At 44.9% G+C, this 20,788-nt stretch carries 17 protein-coding genes; 12 read left to right on the plus strand and 5 right to left on the minus strand.

The genetic code is table 11. The features are described 5' to 3' along the window. The first annotated feature begins 278 nt into the window (after positions 1 to 278). From Q9R21_RS07680 to Q9R21_RS07695, 4 genes are all read left to right on the plus strand, one after another. On the plus strand, positions 279 to 1,643 hold the full coding sequence (locus Q9R21_RS07680) for an MFS transporter (RefSeq protein WP_114541999.1): 1,365 nt from the start codon (positions 279 to 281) through the stop codon (positions 1,641 to 1,643). Between the two features lie 343 nt (positions 1,644 to 1,986). Continuing rightward, positions 1,987 to 3,336: an aromatic acid/H+ symport family MFS transporter gene (locus Q9R21_RS07685; RefSeq protein WP_129717939.1), complete on the plus strand. Its 1,350-nt coding sequence runs from the start codon at positions 1,987 to 1,989 to the stop codon at positions 3,334 to 3,336. Between the two features lie 100 nt (positions 3,337 to 3,436). After that, positions 3,437 to 4,279: a hypothetical protein gene (locus tag Q9R21_RS07690; RefSeq protein ID WP_005108256.1), complete on the plus strand. Its 843-nt coding sequence runs from the start codon at positions 3,437 to 3,439 to the stop codon at positions 4,277 to 4,279. A 53-nt stretch (positions 4,280 to 4,332) separates the two neighbouring features. Next, positions 4,333 to 4,656: an ankyrin repeat domain-containing protein gene (locus Q9R21_RS07695; protein WP_004728940.1), complete on the plus strand. Its 324-nt coding sequence runs from the start codon at positions 4,333 to 4,335 to the stop codon at positions 4,654 to 4,656. A gap of 49 nt (positions 4,657 to 4,705) precedes the next feature. On the opposite strand, the gene Q9R21_RS07700 is transcribed toward Q9R21_RS07695, so the two are convergent. Further along, on the minus strand, positions 4,706 to 5,257 hold the full coding sequence (locus tag Q9R21_RS07700) for a type 1 glutamine amidotransferase domain-containing protein (protein ID WP_311204067.1): 552 nt from the start codon (positions 5,255 to 5,257) through the stop codon (positions 4,706 to 4,708). 366 nt (positions 5,258 to 5,623) lie between these two features. After that, the gene (locus Q9R21_RS07705; RefSeq protein ID WP_311204068.1) at positions 5,624 to 6,313 is read right to left on the minus strand and encodes a TIGR04219 family outer membrane beta-barrel protein; all 690 of its coding nucleotides are present in this window, start codon (positions 6,311 to 6,313) and stop codon (positions 5,624 to 5,626) included. Between the two features lie 134 nt (positions 6,314 to 6,447). On the opposite strand from Q9R21_RS07705, the gene Q9R21_RS07710 reads away from it, so the two are divergent. From Q9R21_RS07710 to zupT, 4 genes are all read left to right on the plus strand, one after another. After that, a complete protein-coding gene (locus Q9R21_RS07710) occupies positions 6,448 to 7,896 on the plus strand; it encodes an aldehyde dehydrogenase family protein (protein WP_311204069.1) in 1,449 nt (482 codons plus the stop codon). A 586-nt stretch (positions 7,897 to 8,482) separates the two neighbouring features. Next, positions 8,483 to 9,958, plus strand: coding sequence for a sodium-dependent transporter (locus Q9R21_RS07715; protein WP_180075603.1), 1,476 nt, complete (start codon positions 8,483 to 8,485; stop codon positions 9,956 to 9,958). A gap of 10 nt (positions 9,959 to 9,968) precedes the next feature. Then, positions 9,969 to 10,079, plus strand: a complete 111-nt coding sequence (locus Q9R21_RS07720) for a methionine/alanine import family NSS transporter small subunit (RefSeq protein ID WP_004647694.1) — start codon at positions 9,969 to 9,971, stop codon at positions 10,077 to 10,079. An 88-nt stretch (positions 10,080 to 10,167) separates the two neighbouring features. After that, positions 10,168 to 10,977 (plus strand): zinc transporter ZupT, encoded by an 810-nt coding sequence (zupT, locus tag Q9R21_RS07725; RefSeq protein ID WP_243475244.1) that lies wholly within the window; start codon positions 10,168 to 10,170, stop codon positions 10,975 to 10,977. Positions 10,978 to 11,047: 70 nt separating this feature from the next. Here the strand turns inward: zupT and rsmB are convergent, their stop codons facing one another. Further along, positions 11,048 to 12,355 (minus strand): 16S rRNA (cytosine(967)-C(5))-methyltransferase RsmB, encoded by a 1,308-nt coding sequence (gene rsmB, locus Q9R21_RS07730; RefSeq protein WP_311204070.1) that lies wholly within the window; start codon positions 12,353 to 12,355, stop codon positions 11,048 to 11,050. Further along, complete coding sequence (fmt, locus tag Q9R21_RS07735) at positions 12,352 to 13,314, minus strand: methionyl-tRNA formyltransferase (protein ID WP_311204071.1); 963 nt, start codon at positions 13,312 to 13,314, stop codon at positions 12,352 to 12,354. The genes rsmB and fmt overlap by 4 nt, the downstream gene beginning before the upstream one ends. A 408-nt stretch (positions 13,315 to 13,722) precedes the next feature. On the opposite strand from fmt, the gene ilvD (Q9R21_RS07740) reads away from it, so the two are divergent. From ilvD (Q9R21_RS07740) to Q9R21_RS07755, 4 genes are all read left to right on the plus strand, one after another. Continuing rightward, entirely contained in the window at positions 13,723 to 15,552 is a 1,830-nt protein-coding gene (gene ilvD / locus Q9R21_RS07740; RefSeq protein WP_243475247.1) for a dihydroxy-acid dehydratase, read from the plus strand. A gap of 373 nt (positions 15,553 to 15,925) precedes the next feature. Further along, on the plus strand, positions 15,926 to 17,611 hold the full coding sequence (ilvD, locus tag Q9R21_RS07745; RefSeq protein WP_005108266.1) for a dihydroxy-acid dehydratase: 1,686 nt from the start codon (positions 15,926 to 15,928) through the stop codon (positions 17,609 to 17,611). 151 nt (positions 17,612 to 17,762) lie between these two features. After that, positions 17,763 to 19,085 carry a hypothetical protein gene (locus Q9R21_RS07750; protein WP_005245482.1) on the plus strand — a complete coding sequence of 441 codons (1,323 nt, stop codon included), beginning with the start codon at positions 17,763 to 17,765 and terminating at the stop codon, positions 19,083 to 19,085. Continuing rightward, a complete protein-coding gene (locus Q9R21_RS07755; protein ID WP_311204072.1) occupies positions 19,066 to 19,353 on the plus strand; it encodes a chorismate mutase in 288 nt (95 codons plus the stop codon). Before Q9R21_RS07750 ends, Q9R21_RS07755 begins: the two co-directional genes overlap by 20 nt. A gap of 122 nt (positions 19,354 to 19,475) precedes the next feature. On the opposite strand, the gene Q9R21_RS07760 is transcribed toward Q9R21_RS07755, so the two are convergent. Beyond that, positions 19,476 to 20,771, minus strand: coding sequence for a solute carrier family 23 protein (locus tag Q9R21_RS07760; protein ID WP_311204073.1), 1,296 nt, complete (start codon positions 20,769 to 20,771; stop codon positions 19,476 to 19,478). Positions 20,772 to 20,788 lie beyond the last annotated feature (17 nt).

The raw sequence follows: 20,788 nt of genomic DNA on the forward strand, positions 1-20,788 counted from the left end.
AAAATCCCCCTCCGCCAAGGCAGAGGGGGATTTTTTTATGCGTGGAATTTAGTCAAATAAATGTGGGAACTGTTGAATATTGATTAAAAACTAGACTCATGGGTTTAGAATTTTAAGGAATAAGTAAGACTTTAGTCGGATATTGCATGAAAAGTAGCTGTGTTGAACTAAGTTGTTGCGAAGACATGGCGATAAGAATCATTAAAAATAATAAATAAGAGTTAGGGTCATGTGTCGTGCTGAAAACAACGAAAAAAACTCACAGGAGGTGAGTAAAAATGGCAGAAAACATGAAGCGAGTAGCAAACACGGTAAGTGTGAATGATGTGATTGATCAAGCAAAATTCACTAAATTTCACTTAAGCATTGTATTGTGGTGTTTATTTATTGTCCTATTTGACGGATATGATTTAGCAATTAACGGTGTCGTTCTGCCTCTACTTATGCAAGAGTGGGGCATGAGTGCTGTTCAAGCAGGCATGCTTGCAAGTACAGCACTCGCTGGCATGATGTTTGGAGCCATGCTGTTTGGGATGCTTGCAGACAAAATTGGTCGTAAAAAAGTTATCTTGATTTGTGTTTCTTTATTTAGTGCTTTTACATTTTTAGGTGGATTTACCACTAATCCAACAGAATTTGGTATTTTACGTTTTATTGCTGGTTTAGGGATTGGTGGTGTATTACCAAACTTAGTCGCTCTAACGTCTGAATATGCACCTAAACGTTTAAAAAGCACACTGGTAACCACCATGTTTAGTGGTTATGCGGTGGGCGGTATTATGGCTGCATTATGCGGTACATGGTTTACACCAAGTTTTGGTTGGGAAATTATGTTCTTCATTGCAGGTATTCCCTTACTTTTTGTTCCATTTTTTTGGAAGTTCTTACCTGAGTCTTTAACTTTCCTCGTTAAAGAACAAAAAGTGAATGAAGCACGTCGTTTTATCAAGCAAGTCGAGCCAACTGCAGACATACAAGCAGATACTGAACTGGTTCTAGCTAGCGCTGATCAGACCCAAAGTGCATCAGTAAAAGCTTTATTTACAGAAAATCGTGCCACAGGAACATTCTTATTTTGGATTGCTTTCTTTATGTGCTTACTCATGCTTTACGCACTTGGAAGCTGGCTACCAAAACTGATGATGGCAGCGGGATATTCTTTAGGCAGCAGTTTAATGTTCTTATTAGCACTGAATATTGGTGCCGTGATCGGAACCATTAGCGGCGGTATTTTGGCAGACCGTTTTGACTTTAAACCTGTTCTTATGAGTATGTTAACTGTCGGTGTACTATCTTTGGTTGGTTTGGGCTTTAATTCTCCAACCCCTGTTATTTATTTACTTGTGAGTTTAGCAGGTGCCTCATCTATTGGTACCAGTATCTTGTTATATAGCTATGTTGCTCAATACTATCCTGTTGCAGTACGTTCTACTGGTATTGGTTGGGCTTCTGCTGTAGGGCGTACAGGTGCAATTGTTGGCCCAATCGTAATTGGTATGCTACTTGGTATGGAGTTACCACATAAATGGAACTTTATCGCGGTAGCAATGCCAGGTATTATTGGTATCATCGCTATTTCAATGATTCGTAAGCCACAACCTGGTCGCGTGATGGTGAAAAAATTAAAAACAGCCAAAATTTAAACTCTCGTAATTAACCTACTCAGTTAAAAAAGCTCCTTACTTAAAGGGGCTTTTTCATATCTTTAGTATGAAATTAAATCAATATTCAATTGGTCAAAAGAATAAGCGGATTAATAGAGCTTAAATATTGGGCGAATTAAAAAATAAACATCAATTATTCAAAAGTTTATATTAATAATAGTGTGACATATCACGCAAATAAATGACATTTCCGAGAGCATAGCAGAATATCAATTAGTCTTATTGTGCCTTAAATCCCGCTTGCGTATATTGCCTGACATTGAAGATTGACTTCAGTCTTCAACAAGATGTTATGGACAAGTACTCATGGGAGATGAGAACGATGACAACGGAAAAAATAGATGTAAATTCTGTAGTCGATAATGCGAAATTCACGCCTTTCCACTTCAATGTAGTTGCTTGGTGTTTACTCATTATCTTATTTGATGGCTATGATCTCGCAATCAATGGTGTAGTTTTACCGTTATTGATGCAAGACTGGGGCTTAAGTGCAGTGCAGGCCGGAATGCTTGCAAGTACCGCACTGGCCGGCATGATGTTTGGTGCGATGATCTTTGGTTCCCTCGCGGACAAGATCGGTCGTAAGAAAGTGATCATGATCTGTATTGTATTATTTAGTGGTTTAACCTTTGCCGGCGGCTTTGCTTCAAACCCAACCGAATTCGGTATTTTACGTTTCCTTGCCGGTCTTGGTATTGGTGGCGTAATGCCAAACCTGGTGGCATTGACTTCGGAATATGCTCCACAAAAAATGCGTAGTACGCTGGTGACCACCATGTTTAGTGGTTATGCAGTCGGTGGCGTAATGGCTGCATTATTGGGTTCATGGTTTACCCCAAGTTTTGGTTGGCAAATCATGTTCTTTATCGCGGGTATTCCATTATTTTTATTACCGGTAATCTGGAAATTCCTGCCTGAATCGCTGGCATTTATTGTGAAGCAGAACAAGCAGGCTGAAGCACGCCAAATTGTACGTCGTCTGGCGCCAAATCTGACAGTAACGGATAACACGGTACTTACTTTGCCACAGGAAAATGTGCCTGAAGCAGCGAACGTGGTCAGCTTGTTCCGTCGTGGTCGTGCGGTCAATACCTTACTGTTCTGGGTCGCGTTCTTTACTTGTCTGTTAACCATGTATGCACTGAGCAGCTGGTTGCCGAAGTTGATGATGGCAGCGGGCTATTCGATGGACAACAGCCTGATGTTCATGATGGTGATGAACGTGGGTGCGGTTGTAGGTATTGTGGGTGGTGGTATTCTGGCGGATCGTTTCCACCTGAAACCGGTACTGATGGTTCTGGGCATGATGGGTGCGATTGTAATGAGCTCAATGGGCTTTGCATCTAACCAGTTCTTGCTTTACATTTTGGTATTCCTAGCGGGTGCAGCGTCGATTGGTTCACAAATGTTGCTATATAGCTATGTTGCACAGTTCTACCCACTTGCGGTACGTTCGACAGGTATTGGCTGGTCTTCTGCGATTGGTCGTATGGGCGCGATTGTAGGGCCGATCCTGATTGGTGGTTTGCTTGGTATGAACCTGCCTGCTTACTTCAACTTTATGGCAGTCGGTTTGCCGGTTCTGATTACTGCAATTGCGGTTGCGTTGATCATGCATGACAATGAATCTGAAAAGATTGGTTCAATTGAACCAGCAGTATCTAAAGCTTAAAGCTAAGTTTTTAAATAAGAAGCCTCCGAAAGGGGGCTTTTCATTGTCTATAAAATTTTTAAAGATTAATATCTTAAATAATAAGTAAGTAGGAAAAATAATGAAAAAATATTGGGAATCAGTGAATAAGTGCTTCTTATTTAATTTAACGAACTGGTTTCTGCTAATTGCTGGATTAATCAATTTAGGTGTAGGAACTTGGTCTTCTTATTCCGGTAATGCACCTATTGCGATTACTTCTTTGACAGCAGGGTTGGTATTGTTATTTGCTGCAACAATTGACCGATTTGAGTCATTAAAAGGATTAGGAGTAGAAGCTAAAACTAGACAATTAGATAAAAAATTAGAGGAAGCTGATAATGCATTAATTTATCTTAAAGAAATGACCGCTATAACAGCTAAAACTCTTGTTGAAATTCAAAGTAATATTGGTAGATTTGATGGAGCTCCCACACCGGAAAAGTTCATTCAATTTGCTGATGATATTAGAAAAATAATGAAAAAAACCGGGTCTAATGAACAAGATATACAGGAAGTTTTAAAACCTTGGGCTAAAACCTTATGTATGGATTTAAGTTTTAAAAAAATTATGAGCTTACGAGCTGCTTTAAGTGAGAAAACTAAAGAATTAGATAATCAGATTAGGGCAATTCCTCAACCAATTAATTCCTCAACATCTTCTTATTATACTGATCTTCTTCAAAAGCAATCTAAAATTTCTACATACCTCCAAAATGATTTAAGTAAGTTACATTTACTTGAAATTGATGACTATCCTGAGAAATTATTAAAGTTATACGATGAGGCACCATATTTAGAAGAAGAAAAAATTGAAAACTTAAAAAACGAACTAGAATTATTTATACCTGAAATGAAATTATTAAAATCTGAGAGAAAAGTCGATGACAAATATTTATGGATAAGAGCACTTAAAGAAACTTGAGATTTAAATTGTACAATGTTTAATTATTACTAAATTATTTAGGGTATCGTCGTATGAAACTTAATTCATTCTCCCCAATCCCTGAAGATGATGATGAACTGCATCTTCCTGAACTGGTGTATTGGGCATCTTTAGGCGATGTTGAACAGGTCGAGCAGGGCTTACAGGAAGGGCTGGACGTCAACTCTGCCGATGAAGAAGGCTATAGCGCCTTACAGGCTGCCGCTGAAAATGATCATCTGGAAGTGGTCAAACTTTTGGTTAGCAAAGGCGCAGATATTGCACATCGCAGTCCAAATACTGCTTTAGAGCTGGCTGAAATGGCAGGCAATAAAGAGGTGGTGGCTTATCTGAAAAGTCTGGCCGGAGGTGTCTGAATATAAAAAAAGAACCTCAATGCTGAGGTTCTTTTTTTAGTGTAGGAGCTTAGGCAGCTTCGCCTTCAAGCTCTTTTAAGATCGCTTCATTGAAAGCCGGTAAATCGTCCGGATTGCGTGAAGTAATCAGTACCCAGTCACCGGTATTGCAGCGGTGAACCTGTTCATCGACCCATTTCCCACCGGCATTTTCCAGATCCAGCTTGATGCTCTTATATGAAGTCAGATTTTTGTCTTTGATGCGCTGTGCATCAATCAAAGTCCATGGCCCATGACAGATCGCGGCAATCGGTTTGTGATTGTCGGCAAAATGCTGAATGATTTTTTGCGCATCCTGATTGATTCTCAAGGTATCCGCATTGACTGTACCGCCGGGAATCACCAAAAGATCATAATCATTCAGATCGACGTGTTCAAGACTGGTATCCGGCGTATATTGGGTGGCAGCTTTGGTATCACCTTTGACCGTCGCGACATCTTCATTTTTTTCGGCAGCATGAATCACTTCAAAACCTTTGGACTTTAGAAAATTTAAAGGCTCAGTGAGTTCATCATGTTCAATGCCTTGATTAGATGTAATAAAGAGGACCTTTTTTACCATGATTGCTGTTCCCAAAAAATGTGAGGATTTTTAGCTTAACAACAAGGGGATTCTTACAATGTTGGAGTTTTAGCTCGGAACTGTTAAGCAATGATAAATAAAATAATAGGCAGAAAAAAAAGCCCCGACATCCTGTCGGGGCTTTTTCGTATCTCGTGATTTAGGTATAACTCCTGTCGTACCTCACGTCCTGGTGTTGCGATGTTCTTCTTGTTTTTAGGTCTTCGGAGCATCCTGCTCTCTATGTTTATAAAGTAATACACATCCCGGTAACGCACTAGCAGCAGATTGCGGTTATTGCTGTACGCTTTGGCTTACATCAGCGCAGAGAAATTGAGCTTTGTAGGCTTAACCGGTTGTATTGCATTAAAAATGTATATCTAGACCGATATAAGGACCTTTAAATTCCAGCTGTAAGTCTGGACGTTGATCCTGCTCAAAATCTACCTGCATGATGCGATAACCGATTTTGGCACCGACATCGACCAGCAGATTATCAATGAAATCATATTGCAGTTCCGCCTGTACGTCGGTCTTACGGGTATCACTGCCGTGACTGTAAACTGCTTCCGCTTTGGCACTCATACCGGTAAATGGCAATTTAACCCCGGCTGTTGCATAGAGCAGTGGACTATATTCATCCAGATCGTATTGAGTGAAAGCGCCGGCAGTCAGGTTTTTTACCGTACCATCCAGATTGGTTAAACCTGCACCTATATCCGCATGCACAATGGTATCCAGCAATTCGTAATACAGAATATAGTCAATATTGTTCAGCTCGATATCTGAGGCATTGACAGGAGAACTCTGTTCGCTGGTGCTGTCCAGATTGACGTATTTAATCTTGGCATTTGGCAATAACGGTACCGGATGTTCTACAGCGACAGATAGTTGTGCTGTACCTTGTCGATCCAGCTCATGCTTGAAATTGTTATCCTGGCTATAGCCGTCAAAATCCCAGTAGCTGAGATCCGCTTTCACGCCAATCACATCTGCATGACTGAGCGTACTGAGTCCAAAACCGAAGAATAAGGTGGTGAGTATTTTTGCGCGCATGGCTCTATTCCCTAAAGCTTTATTAAAATTGGAGGTGTCTGGTTACTTAAAAACATCTTCTTAATATGGAGTAGCAAGTGCATGATATAGAGAATTTCAAAAATGTATATCCTTGGATTTTGCAGGACAATAAGATGGTAGCGAGAAGCACACAACAAGCGAAAGAGTATGCATTATATGTCGCCGGTCAGGCCGTTCAGACGGGTGAATGGCTAGAGGTCAAGCATAAATATAACCACGAACTGTATGCCCGTGTCGCCTTGGCAGATGCCAACATACTGGAACAGGCGATTCAGTCTGCCGTAGATGCAGAAGCTGAAATGGCCGCCTTGGAGCCGTTCCAGAAACAGAAAATTCTATTGCATTGTGTACGCCGTTTTCGTGAGATTCATGAAGAATTGACCGAAATTCTGATTGCAGAAGGGGGCAAGCCGCGTAAAGCAGCCGAAGCCGAAGTTGAACGTCTGATTAATACTTTCCAGATTGCCGCAGATGCCGTGACCCAGATTGATCAGGGACGTATGCTGCCTTTGGCCGTGACTGCAGCAGCATCCGGCTATCAGGGCATTGTGAAACAGGTGCCGATTGGTGCGGTGTCTTTGATCAGTCCGTTTAATTTTCCTTTAAATCTGACCGCGCATAAAATTGCTCCTGCGATTGCAGCCGGTTGTCCCTTTGTGCTGAAACCGCCGAGTCTAACCCCGATTTCTGCCTTAAAAATTGCCGAAATTCTGGCGGAAACCGATTTACCGCAAGGTGCCTTTTCGGTATTGCCCTGTCCGCGAGAGCTGGCCGATCTACTGGTCACTGATGAGCGTTTTAAATTACTCAGTTTTACCGGTTCCGATGCTGTGGGCTGGGATATGAAAGCGCGTGCCGGACGCAAAAAAGTGGTCTTGGAGCTGGGTGGCAATGCTGCTGTCATGATTGAGCCAGATACCGAAATTAACGATGCCTTGATTAACCGTCTAATTGGCGGGGCGTATAACCATGCCGGACAGGTGTGTATCAGTGTGCAACGCATTTTGGTGCATCAGCAGATTTATACTGAAGTGAAGGACAAACTGCTGGCGAAACTGAAAACGATTAAAGCCGCTGATCCGAATCTGAGCACAACCTTGGTTGGTCCGATGATCAAGGAAGATGAAGCCAAACGCCTGAAAAAATGGCTGGATAAAGCCGTGAAAAAAGACGCGAAAATCCTGATTGGAGGCGAATTGAATGGTGTGATGTTCGCACCGACCTTGCTGGAAAATGTAGACCACAGTCTGGAAATCTACCGTGATGAAGCCTTTGGCCCGGTGGCAATTCTGGAAGCGTATGCTGATTTCGAATCCGGTATTGCCTGTATCAACCGCAGCCGTTTTGGCTTGCAAGCTGGAGTGTATACTCAGAATCTGAACAAGATGCTGTATGCCTGGGATCATCTGCATGTCGGCGGTGTCATTATCAATGATATTCCATCTTTCCGGGTCGATAACATGCCTTATGGCGGGGTCAAAGATTCAGGTCTGGGTCGTGAAGGAATTCAGTCAGCCATTCGCGACATGCAGGAAGAGCGCATGCTGGTGATTAAAGCCTAAGTTTAGAATACTCATCGCTTCGATATCACTAGCAGCTTGTTTTAAATCTGCTTGTGATATTTAAACCGGTTTTTAAAGAGGTCAAAATTCCATGAGAGAATTTGATTTCCCATATCACGGCTTGGTCATGTGCCTTAGTATGAGCCGTTTCATCATTAAATAATGATCTAAAAACAGATGCTGGATTGGAGTCTTGGAATACATTTTTTAAAACAGCGACCCTGTAGTAAAACTTAAGAAAAAATATATTCCAAAAAGTTTGTCAATATATAACTTGTTTAATCTGGCTTATTTCGCAGAATTATTGAACGCTTAATTCGAATAGATTATAAATAACGAATATTTTAAGCAGAATTTACAGAAAAAATTTAAAAAAGTCAGTATTGTTGAGTCATCTACAAGGTCAGTTTTTCGATCAGACTTTAAGCAAGATGTAAGACCTGCTGACCTGTTTGTACATTAGAATTCGACGCCCACAAGGTGCCCTCTAATTCAAACACCCAAAATTATTGAAAATACTTCTTTTTTTGCTTGCGTCATAACCATAACAAGCAGCATCTGAAGGGGTTAAAAGTTTAGGTGTTCTATGACAGAAACTCGTGAGAATTGGTCCGCACGATCAGGATTCATTATTGCAGCGATTGGTTCCGCCGTTGGCTTGGGGAATATCTGGCGTTTCCCTTATGTTGCCTATGAAAATGGTGGCGGGGCATTCCTGATCCCTTATCTGATTGCGATTTTCGCAGCAGGTTTACCTTTATTGTTTTTAGACTATGCGGTCGGACACAAGTTCCGCAAAGCGCCGCCTATGGCCTATAAAAAACTCATGAATGCCGAATCTCTGGGTTGGTGGCAGGTCATGGTCACTCTGGTGATCGGGATTTACTATGCCAGCGTCTTGTCCTGGGCCGGCAGTTATATGTTCTATTCCTTTGGACAGCAGTGGGGCACAGATACCCAGGGCTTCTTCTTCAATACTTACCTACAAAATGGTGAGGGTCTGACTCTCGGTTTTGTACCTGTGCTGTTCTTTGGTCTAGTGGTCGTTTGGGCAGCAGTCATGCTGATTCTTTACGGTGGAGTACGCCGTGGGGTGGAACTGGCGAATAAAATCTTTATGCCATTGCTGGTGATTTTATTCACGATCCTGGTGATTCAGGCAGTCCGTTTACCGGGTGCAGTCGATGGCTTAAATGCTTTCTTCACGCCAAACTGGGAAGCGATGGCCAACTATAAAGTCTGGTTAGCGGCCTTTGGTCATATCTTCTTCTCACTTTCAGTGGGCTTCGGGATCATGTTGACCTATGCCTCTTACTTGAAACGCAAAACTAACCTGACCGGTTCAGGCATTGTGGTGGCATTGGCCAACTCGTCTTTTGAAATTCTGGCGGGTATTGGTGTCTTTGCCGCGCTTGGTTTTATGGCATTCAGCTCAGGTGCGAAAGTTGAAGATGTGGTATCTGGCGGTATTGGTCTGGCCTTTATTGCGTTTCCGAAAATCATTTCCAGTTTAGGTGCAGGTGGTGACCTGTTCGGTTTCCTGTTCTTCGCTTCGTTGACGGTTGCCGGTATTACCTCGATGGTCAGTATCCTGCAAGTTCCGATTGCTGCGTTCCAAGACAAACTGGGCTGGTCAAAGAATAAGTCAGTAACGATTATTGCTGGTGGTTCAGCGGTGATTTCTACCCTGATGTTCTCGACACATAGTGCGATTACCTTTGTCGATATCATCGACTACTTTGCTAATAACATCGGTATTGTCGGTGGTGGTCTGTTATCGATTATTCTGTTGTCGTGGTTCCGTCGTCCATTAATGAAACAGCTGGAAGGCCATGTGAATGAGTTTGCCAGCGTGAAACTGGGTGCCAGCTGGAACTTCATGCTGACGGTGATCACGCCGTTGTCATTATTGCTGGCATTGGGCCTGACCCTGAAATCGATTATGGCAGAAGGTTATGGTGGCTATGCTGCCAGTACCCTATGGATGGTAGGTGGAGGAGTGATGGCATTCTTTATTCTGGGTGCCATTCTGTTCAGCCTGATCAAAGACCGTCACAGCTAGGAGAGCGACTATGAATACATCTGCACTAATCATGATGATCATCTCCATCGTTTTATTATGGGGTGGTCTGGTACTGGCTGTGATTCATCTGGCAAAGAATCCGGAAGAACCAGAAGACTAAAAATCTTCACATAAACCTACTGTTGCCATAAACGGAAGTCATTATCATCCTTGATGATAATGACTTTTTTAATGGCTGATGCTTTGACATGATTTCCGTTTCAGATGGACAAGTCTATACAGCCTTTGCCGTGACTTTATTTGCCGGGCTGGCCACCGTGGTGGGTGGGGGACTGGTATTATTCTTAAAAAAACCTAATTTCCGTTTGCTGGCCTTTGGTCTGGCCTTTGCTGCCGGGGCCATGATCTATGTCTCTTTAACCGAAATTCTGAACAAATCGATCGCGTCCTTTAGCTTAGATTTTGATGAAAAAACCGGTTTTGCCTTTGGCACTTTTGCTTTTTTACTGGGCGTAATTCTGGTGTTGTTGCTGGATCGTTTTGTGCCAAACCCACATGACACTATTGAGACCCATTCTGCCAAGGGCGTCAGTTCACCCCAATTACTGCGTACCGGCATGCTGACCCTGTTTGCGATTAGCGCACATAACCTGCCGGAAGGGCTGGCGACGTTTTTTGCCACGCTGGAAAGTCCTGCTTTGGGTGCGCCATTGGCAGTCGCGATTGCGATTCATAATGTACCAGAAGGCGTGGCGATTGCCCTGCCGGTCTATATGGCCACCGGCCGTAAAGATTATGCGCTCTGGGCCAGTTTGGTTTCCGGACTGGCCGAACCATTAGGGGCAGCGCTCGGGTATTTTATTCTGGCACCTTATATGAGTGAAACCGTCTATGGTCTGATCTTTGGCGTGATTGGCGGGGTGATGGTTTATCTGGCGCTGGATGAATTATTGCCGACGGCAAAGCGCTATTCTGAAGGGCATGAAACAGTCTATGGATTGGTGAGCGGCATGGCGGCATTGGCCAGCAGTCTGGTGATTTTTAAGTTTATTCAATAAGCCATATATTCACTAAATCACGCGCCATAAAAAAAGCAGCTTGCGCTGCCTTTCATTTTAAACACATGACTTATGCAGTTTTTTCTATACGGCAATAGAAGAAACCGTCGCCTTGATCTGCTTTCGGCAACAACTGACGACCATGAATCTGTTCGATACCCCAATCGGCTTCGATTTTGATTTCTTTGGCATCGGCATGGGTATTAAAAAACTCGACCATCTGCTGTTCGTTTTCGGCTTTCAAAATTGAACAGGTGATGTACAGCAAAGTACCACCGACTTTCAGTTGCTGCCACATATTTTCCAGAATCTGCTTTTGCAGCTGTACCGTTTGCGGAATATCTGTGGAATGACGCAGTAAACGGATGTCCGGATGACGACGGATCACACCAATTGCAGAACACGGTGCATCCAGCACGATACAATCCACCGGCTCCGGCGCTGTCCAGGTGATCGCATCAGCCGCGATAATTTCAACGTCGGCATATTCAGTTAATAGTAAACGTTCCAGATTTTCTGCCACACGGACTAAACGTTTGGCATCTTGGTCAATGGCATACAGTTTTTTCGGGCTATATTTTTCCAGGATATGCGCGGTCTTGCCACCCGGAGCGGCACAGGCATCGACCACCACTTTGCCTTCAAGGTCAGGAACTAAGGTCGCACACAGCTGGGCATGTTCATCCTGAACCGAGAAACCGCCGGCTTCATAGCCCGGCAGGTTCGGAATATGGACATTCTGTTCCAGTACAATCCCGACTTCAGACAGGGTGCAGGCACGTGCTTCATAGCCTTCTTCTTCCAGAATTTCCAGATATTCATCACGGCTGACCTGATTGACATTGACACGCAAGGTGAGCGGTGCAATCTGTTTCAAGTCATGTGACAGTTCGGCAAGCTGTTCCGGCCAGTCTTTCTTTAAACGCTTGTAAAGCCAGCTTGGCAGGCCAGGTGCCTGATTTAAAGCCAGATCAAATTCTTCTGTTTCACGTGAAACACGACGCAGAACGGCATTCACCAGACCGCTTAAAGGTTCAAAACCGAGCTGTTTGGCTGCAGTGACGGTTTCTGAAATTGCAGCATGCGCCGGAATACGGGTACATAAAATCTGATACAAACCCAGATATAAGCAGCTTTCTAAAGCCTGATTATCAAGAGGTTTGGTTAATAATGGCAGGGTAATGGCTTTCAGGCCGTGCCACTGACGTAAACAGCCCAAAGTTAACTCGTGATATAGACCACGGTCACGTTCAGACACGATGTTGATATGTTGATTGAGTACAGAAGCAAGTGATTGGCCGTTTTGTACAGCCAATAGGGTTTTTACAACTTGCGCGCGCAAATTCAAGTTTTTAGCTGATGATTGAATTTGGCTCATGCGAATTTATATCCTACCGATAGTTTTTGAGTTTGATTAATTTGAACAGCATTCAGGGCTTTGCCGCCTGGCCATTGCAGATTGGTGATGCAAATAGCATGTTGATCGCCACACATCACATGCACGCCGTCTTTATCCAGGGCAATCACTTCACCAGGCAGGGCATTGCTTGTCTTTTGCGTGGAAAGCGAGGAATTCCAGATGCGTAAATTGTTGCTGTCATCCAGTGGAGTAAATGCCACCGGCCATGGATTAAAAGCACGAATATTACGGTCAATGGCTGTTGCAGGCTGGGTCCAGTCAATTTGTGCTTCAGCTTTTGACAGTTTATGCGCGTAAACCGTCAGGCTTTCATCCTGGACTTCGCGAATCTCAAGATAGTGCTGTAAGGTCTGTTCCGATTCAAGCACGGCCACAATCGCCTCAGCACCTTGCAGCGCCAGTTTGTCATGCAGGCTGGCAGATGTATCTTCGGCGCTAATCGGGCACAGTGTTTTATACATCATATCCCCGGTATCCAGACCGGCTGCCATTTTCATAATGGTTACACCGGTCTCGGCATCGCCAGTGGCAATGGCACGCTGAATCGGGGCTGCACCGCGCCAGCGTGGCAACAGGGAACCATGAATATTCAGGCAACCATATTTTGGCGTATCCAGAACCACTTGTGGCAGGATCAGGCCATAAGCTGCCACCACCATCACATCTGCATTTAAGGCTTTAAGTTCCGCTTGCGCCGCCAGACCTTCTTCAGTCGATGACTTGAAATGCAAAGGCTGATAGACCGAAAGATGATGTTCAAGCGCTAACTGCTTCACCGCAGATGCCGTGAGCTTTTGTCCACGTCCGGCCTTGCGGTCCGGTTGAGTATAGACCGCCACAATTTCATGTTCGGTTCTAAGCAACGCAGCCAATGCAGTCGCTGCAAATTCTGGTGTGCCTGCAAATATGATCTTCACACATGAAATTCCAAATAAACTTAAAAGCTATTATAAGCCAAAAGCCAAATTTCAGCCTAATCGTTGCAAAAACTTATCCGAGAAGCTTGGTGAGTGCTTGAATTTCAGTGGAATTTTTATATAAAAAAAACTCATGCAAATTGTAAAAATTATTCATGAAAGTTTTGTATTGTCCTGATGATGATGGCGGTATAGTAGATTTCATTAAGAAATTTTTATCGTCAGATCATCCAAACCTCTCGATAGACATTTTTGCCTGCATCTACACTCAAAAGGCCATCTTGTAAATCAAGGGCTTGTAGTATGATAGGTTTAAAATTCAACTGATTTAAGCTCTTTGTCAGTATGATTTAGCCAGAGTGGATCTGCCCGATTCACTGCAAGCTCAAACTTTGTTGGAAATATAAAATGCCTGACTATCGTTCAAAAACATCGACACACGGAAGAAATATGGCTGGCGCACGCGGTTTATGGCGTGCTACCGGCATGAAAGATGAAGATTTCGGTAAGCCGATTATTGCGGTGGTGAACTCGTTCACCCAGTTTGTACCGGGTCATGTGCATCTTAAAGATCTGGGTCAGCTGGTGGCACGTCAAATTGAAGCGTCAGGCGGCGTGGCCAAAGAATTCAATACCATTGCGGTCGATGACGGCATCGCGATGGGTCATGACGGCATGCTGTATTCATTGCCTTCACGTGATCTGATTGCAGACTCGGTCGAGTACATGGTCAATGCCCATTGTGCCGATGCGATGGTGTGTATCTCGAACTGTGACAAGATCACCCCGGGTATGTTAATGGCTTCAATGCGTCTGAACATTCCGGTGGTATTTGTCTCTGGCGGTCCAATGGAAGCGGGCAAGGTCAAAATCCGCGGTAATGAAAAAGCCATTGATCTGGTCGATGCCATGATTGTTGCAGCAGATGACAGCTTCACTGATGAAGAAGTCGCAGAATACGAACGTTCTGCTTGTCCAACTTGTGGTTCATGTTCAGGCATGTTTACCGCAAACTCGATGAACTGTTTGACTGAAGCACTTGGTTTATCGCTTCCGGGCAATGGTTCAACACTGGCAACCCATGCCAACCGTAAAAAATTATTTGAAAAAGCTGGTCAACTGATTGTTGAATTGGCGAAACGTCATTATGAACAGGAAGATTACAGCATCTTGCCACGTTCAATCGCAACCAAAGCGGCATTTGAAAATGCAATGACTTTAGACATTTCCATGGGTGGTTCAACCAATACGGTTCTGCATCTGTTGGCAGCAGCACACGAAGCTGAAGTCGACTTCACGATGACCGATATCGACCGTTTGTCACGTAATGTGCCGGTACTATGTAAAGTTGCGCCGGCGAAACAGGATGTCCATATGGAAGATGTACACCGTGCCGGCGGCATCATGTCAATCTTGGGTGAACTGGATCGTGCAGGCTTACTCGATACATCTGTTCCAACTGTTCATGAAAAAACACTGAAAGATGCCTTGGATAAATGGGACATCATCCGTACTGAAGATGAAGAAGTGTATCAATTCTTCAAATCAGCGCCGGGTGGTGTACCGACTCAGACGGCATTCTCGCAAGACCGTTATTATGCACGCTTAGATGGCGACCGTGACAATGGCGTGATCCGTAATGCAGCCAATGCATTCTCGCAAGATGGCGGCTTGGCAGTACTTTATGGCAATATCGCACTAGAAGGCTGTATCGTAAAAACAGCGGGTGTGGATGACTCAATCCTGAAATTCAACGGGACTGCACGTGTGTTTGAAAGTCAGGATGCTGCGGTTGAAGCAATTCTGGGTGGTAAAATCACTGCGGGTGATGTCGTCGTGATTCGCTACGAAGGTCCACGTGGTGGTCCGGGTATGCAGGAAATGTTGTATCCAACCAGTTACTTAAAATCAAAAGGTTTGGGTAAAGACTGTGCTCTGTTAACAGATGGCCGTTTCTCGGGTGGTTCTTCTGGTCTTTCAATTGGTCACGTGTCGCCTGAAGCTGCAGAAGGCGGTGCGATTGGTCTGGTTGAAGATGGCGACCGTATCGAAATTGATATTCCAAACCGTACCATTCACCTAGCGGTGGATGATGCAACTATGGCAGCACGTCGTGAAGCACAAGAAGCCAAAGGCTGGCAGCCTGCTGAACAGCGTCCGCGTAAAGTGTCTAAAGCACTGAAAGCGTATGCGATGCATACCACCAGTGCCTCGAAAGGTGCGGTACGTGATATCTAATTTGTAATTTTACAGATTTTAAAAGCACTCCAGACGGGGGTGCTTTTTTATTAATTGTTGAAAATAGCACGGTCGCATTTTACTTTGTGATTTTGCAATAATATTGCGTAGACAATGTTTTACTTTTGACAGCGCAAAAGTAACAAAACGCCTTTGTTTTCCTGATGCAGCATCCTTGCTGCACAGGAAAACAGCGACATCCATGTCGCTTCATCATGTGATCTGATTTGGGTAGAAAAATAATAAATGGATTAATGGGATTCGCAGAGTACAGAGTGTTGCTTTCATGTGTAGTCTGCTTTCTATACAATGACCTTAAAATAAATTGTCCAAGACCGAAGCTTAAAATTGGTCATCGCCCAGGAAGAGAATAATGAGTAAAGATAATATCCGCGAGCATTCAGCCCCCGTTTATGAAGGCATTGAAAATGCACCGGCGCGTTCCATGATGCGTGCTACCGGTTTTAAAGATGCCGATTTTAAACGGCCATTTATTGGTATCGCTTCGACCTGGGCCAATGTCACGCCTTGTAATATGCATATTGATGGTCTGGCCAGAACAGTCGAGCAGGGCGTGAGTGCTGCGGGCGGCAAAGGTATTATCTTCAATACCATTACCATTTCTGACGGAATTTCCAACGGTACGGAAGGCATGAAATATTCACTGCTATCACGGGAAGTGATCGCAGACTCGATTGAAACGGTCGTGGGTTGTCAGGCTTATGATGGGGTCATCGCGATTGGTGGCTGTGATAAAAACATGCCGGGCTGCATTATGGGACTGGCACGTCTAAACCGTCCCGGTCTGTTTATTTATGGCGGTACTATTAAACCGGGTGAAGGCCATACCGACATGATTTCGGTATTTGAAGCAGTCGGTCAATATGCCAAAGGTGAAATTAATGCGATTCAAGTCAAGCATATTGAAGAAGTGTCTTTACCGGGTCCGGGCTCCTGTGGCGGCATGTATACCGCTAACTCGATGGCCTCTGCGATTGAAGCACTCGGTATGAGCCTGCCGGGCTCCTCTGCGCAGGAAGCAATTTCGGATGACAAACAAATCGACTGCGCCCGTGCCGGTGAAGCAGTCATGAATCTGTTACGACTGGATATCAAGCCACGCGACATCATGACCAAGGCTGCTTTTGAAAATTCGATCAAGGTCTTGATTGCACTGGGTGGTTCGACCAATGGGGTACTGCATCTTTTGGCTATGGCACATACCGCAGGGGTGGAACTGAGTCTGGATGATTTCGTGCGGATTGGTAAAGATATTCCGGTGGTGGCTGATGTGCGTCCATCGGGTAAATATTTAATGTCAGAACTGATTGCGATTGGTGGAATTCAGCCGCTGATGAAACGCATGCTGGATGCCGGCATGCTGGATGGGTCCTGTTTAACGGTCACAGGTAAGACGCTGGCAGAAAACCTGGCCGATGTGCAGGACTATCCGGAAGGTCAGCAGATTATTCTGCCTTTTGATGCGCCCGTGAAAAAAGATTCCCATCTGGTGATTTTGAAAGGCAATCTGTCGCCGAAGGGCGCTGTGGCCAAGATTACCGGTAAGGAAGGTCTGCATTTTGCTGGCCCGGCACGGGTCTTTGAAGGCGAGCAGGGTGCCATGCGCGGGATTCTGGATGGCGAAGTCCAGCCGGGTGAAGTGGTGGTGATTCGTGGCGTCGGCCCTAAAGGTGGTCCGGGCATGCCGGAAATGCTGAAACCGACTTCTGCGATTATTGGTAAAGGTCTGGGCGCTTCGGTGGCTTTAATTACTGACGGACGCTTCTCTGGCGGCAGTCATGGTTTCGTGATTGGTCATGTGACGCCAGAAGCTTATGAGGGCGGCCCGATTGGTCTGGTGCAAAATGGTGATCAGATTTCGATTAATGCCGAAACCCGGGAAATGACTTGGCATGTCGCGGAAGAAGAAATTGCTGCACGTCAAGCGGCCTGGACCAAACCTCAGCCAAACTATACCCACGGTGCGCTGGCTAAATTCGCCAAACTGACTTCAGGTGCAGAAACCGGGGCGGTCACTGACCTGAATCTTGACCTCTAATCCATTGTTAAACATTGAACATTTGCTTATGACTTGATATAAGTTTTTACAGCATGCAGGGCTTTGGCTTCTGCGATCTTAAAAATAGATTATTCTGCGCAGCTTCTCATATGTTGAGCTGCGCACCGTCATTGTTGTCGAGGCCGATCTCATGTCCCTGTTACGCCGTTGGTTTGATCCAATCCGATCGAGTTGGTTTTACCAAAAACCGACCCGTCAAACGGTGTTATCTATTCAAGATGGGCTGAGTATCCATTTAAGACTGGATGATGTGTACAGTTATCTGGCGGTACAGCAGTTGCCCCAGCTCGAAGAAATTTTAAGTCCAGAACTCAAGCCGCTAAAAGTCATCATTTCCAGTGAGCATGCCGAAGCGCCGAACCAGATGTCTTTTGATGAATGGCAGCACTACACGATTAATGATGCAAAAATCTTGTCAAAACAGCATCGTTTCAGTTTTCATGATACGCCGGAATTACCGAGCGCTGAGGCCTTAAAACAGGCCGAACTGATTTTGCGACATACGCCGCTGCGTGGACAGGATTTCCTGTATTTGCTGGAAGATGTCTTCCATATGCTGTGGCAAAAACAGACCGGAAAATTACGAACTCTTTATGCCATGGCCAGTCGCCACCATCAGCCACAGGATTTTCCCGAACGTATTTTTGACCAGACCCCGATTCTGGCCAGCTATTTCAATTTAGGCGGTCGCCAGTATCAGGCGGTCGATGACCTGTTGCGTTTGACCCGGCGTCTGGAGCAGCAAAAACTGCTGACCGGTAATCCGATTTTTATGATCGATCACATTGAATGGCGTGAACATCTGATCAGTGATGCCGAGGAGCTGAACGAGATCCAGTCGATGGATCCGGAACTGGACTTGTATATCGCGCTGGAAGATCCGATCTCCTGGCTATTGCTGGCCTATATCAAGGAAGAACTGGCGGATTATTATAATATCCAGCTGAATGTCTATCCCTTGTCCTATCGTGGACGAGATGACTTTGACTGGAGTCTGGCCACACGGTTATCCAAACGGACGGAAGTTGAATTCACTCCGTTCTGCCGACCGACCGAGCAGGCGATTGCGCCAATGGCACAATTATTTTATAGCTGTCCCGAGGAGCAGCGGATCGAGGCGATGTACCAGATCTTGCAGGCCGTCTGGACCCGTGGTGAAGACCTGTCTTATGCACCCCATTTCAAACGTTTGCAGCAACAGTTAAATATTGTCGATCTGACCCAGGACGATATTCTGGTCAAGCTGCAGGACAATGATATGCTCTGTGAAATGAAGTCGCAGCCGAATTTTCCGGTACTGGAACTGCGCATAGATGATCAAAGTTATACATTTAATAGCTTATATCGGGTCTGGATGATTGAAAGTATTTTCAGTAATGTGTTAGAAGAAAAGTATAAGAGTAATAATCAAACTGAAAGTGAACTGAAAAAACATGGAAAAGATCAAAGCTGAATCACTAGAACATGCACGTCAACAGATCGATGCCATTGATACAGCTTTAGTTGAGCTGATCGCTGCGCGTCAATTTTATGTTGATCAAACCACCCGTTTCAAAAAAACCGAAACCGATTTACAGTCACCGGAACGTATGGAGCAGATTGTAGAAAATGTCAGAGCTCTGGCGCAAAAACAAGGTGTCGATCAGGAGTTTATTGAACATCTCTATCGTGAAATGTTTCATTATTTTATTCAACGTGAACTGAAAGAGTTTCGTCCTTAACCAGGCACATGCGTTAACAGTAGCCTTGCGGGGTTTGTTGTTATTGCACTGGCTATAAATTTGAACCCTATCAACATAAAAAAAGCAGCCTAAGGGCTGCTATAAATTTTCAAGTTTTACGGTTATTTTTTATCGGCCAGACTAAAGAACCAGTTCAGGAACAGTGCAGCAAACGTTGCCGTACCAATACCACCCAGATTGAAGCCACCAAAAGTCAGGGCAAAATCACCCGTACCTAAAATAATGGTCACCGCAGCCACCATCAGGTTCTTGTTCTGCGAAAAATCGACCTTGTTCTCAATCCAGATTTTGGCACCGGCAATGGTAATCAGACCAAAGACCACAATCGAAGCACCGGTCAGAATCGCTGTCGGAATCGTGTGAATAATCGCACCAAACTTCGGCGATAAACCCAGAAACACAGCAAAGACACCCGCGACTGCAAAGATGATGGTGGAATACACGCGGGTGACTGCCATCACGCCAATGTTTTCCCCATACGTAGTCATGCCCGGCGCACCGACACCCCCTGCCAGAGTGGTTGCAACACCATCGGCCACAAAGGCTTTACCAATATGCGGATCCAGATTTTCTCCGGTCATCGCACCTACAGCCTTGATATGTCCCAGATTTTCAGCCACCAAAATCAACGCAATCGGTGCAATGATCAGCATGGCATTGACTTCAAAAGTCGGCGCATGGAAAGTTGGTAAACCGAACCAGGCTGCTTGCTGAATGGGAAGGAAGTTGATCGCAGTGCCATAACCCATGACATTACTGAGTACAAAGTAGATCAGATAAGCCAATAACAGGCCGACCAATAACAGCAGGCGCTGTAATAAGCCACGGGTGAATACGGCAATTGAACCCATGCACAGCACAGTGACCAGGGACATCCACATATTGAAGGTATTGCCCATCACGCTTTTCACTGTGACTGGAGCAAGGTTCAGGCCAATGATCATCACCACGGCACCGGTCACTACCGGTGGCATCAGCTTTTCAATCCAGCGGGTGCCCGTCGCCATGACCAGAAAGCCCATGAGCGCATAGAAGATGCCACATGCGATAATGCCGCCTGCTGCAACGCCAATATTTGGATTCAGTCCGCCACCACCTGCATAACCTGTTGCTGCGATGACCACACCAATAAAGGCAAAGCTTGAACCTAGATAACTTGGAACCCGGCCACCGGTGATTAAAAAGAATAGAATGGTACAGATCCCTGACATTAAAATCGCCAGGTTAGGATCAAAGCCCATTAAAAAAGGTGCCAGTACAGTCGCGCCAAACATGGCAAAAGCATGTTGTACACCCAAAATGACCGTTTGTGCGGGTGGCAAATACTCTGCGGTACCTACTGGTCGTGCATCGATACTGCCCTCATAAGGGCGCCATTTGGGAAACCAACTGGACATAAAATGAGCACTCAAAA

The organism is Acinetobacter sp. RG5, assembly GCF_031844265.1.
In the GTDB taxonomy this organism is placed as follows: domain Bacteria; phylum Pseudomonadota; class Gammaproteobacteria; order Pseudomonadales; family Moraxellaceae; genus Acinetobacter.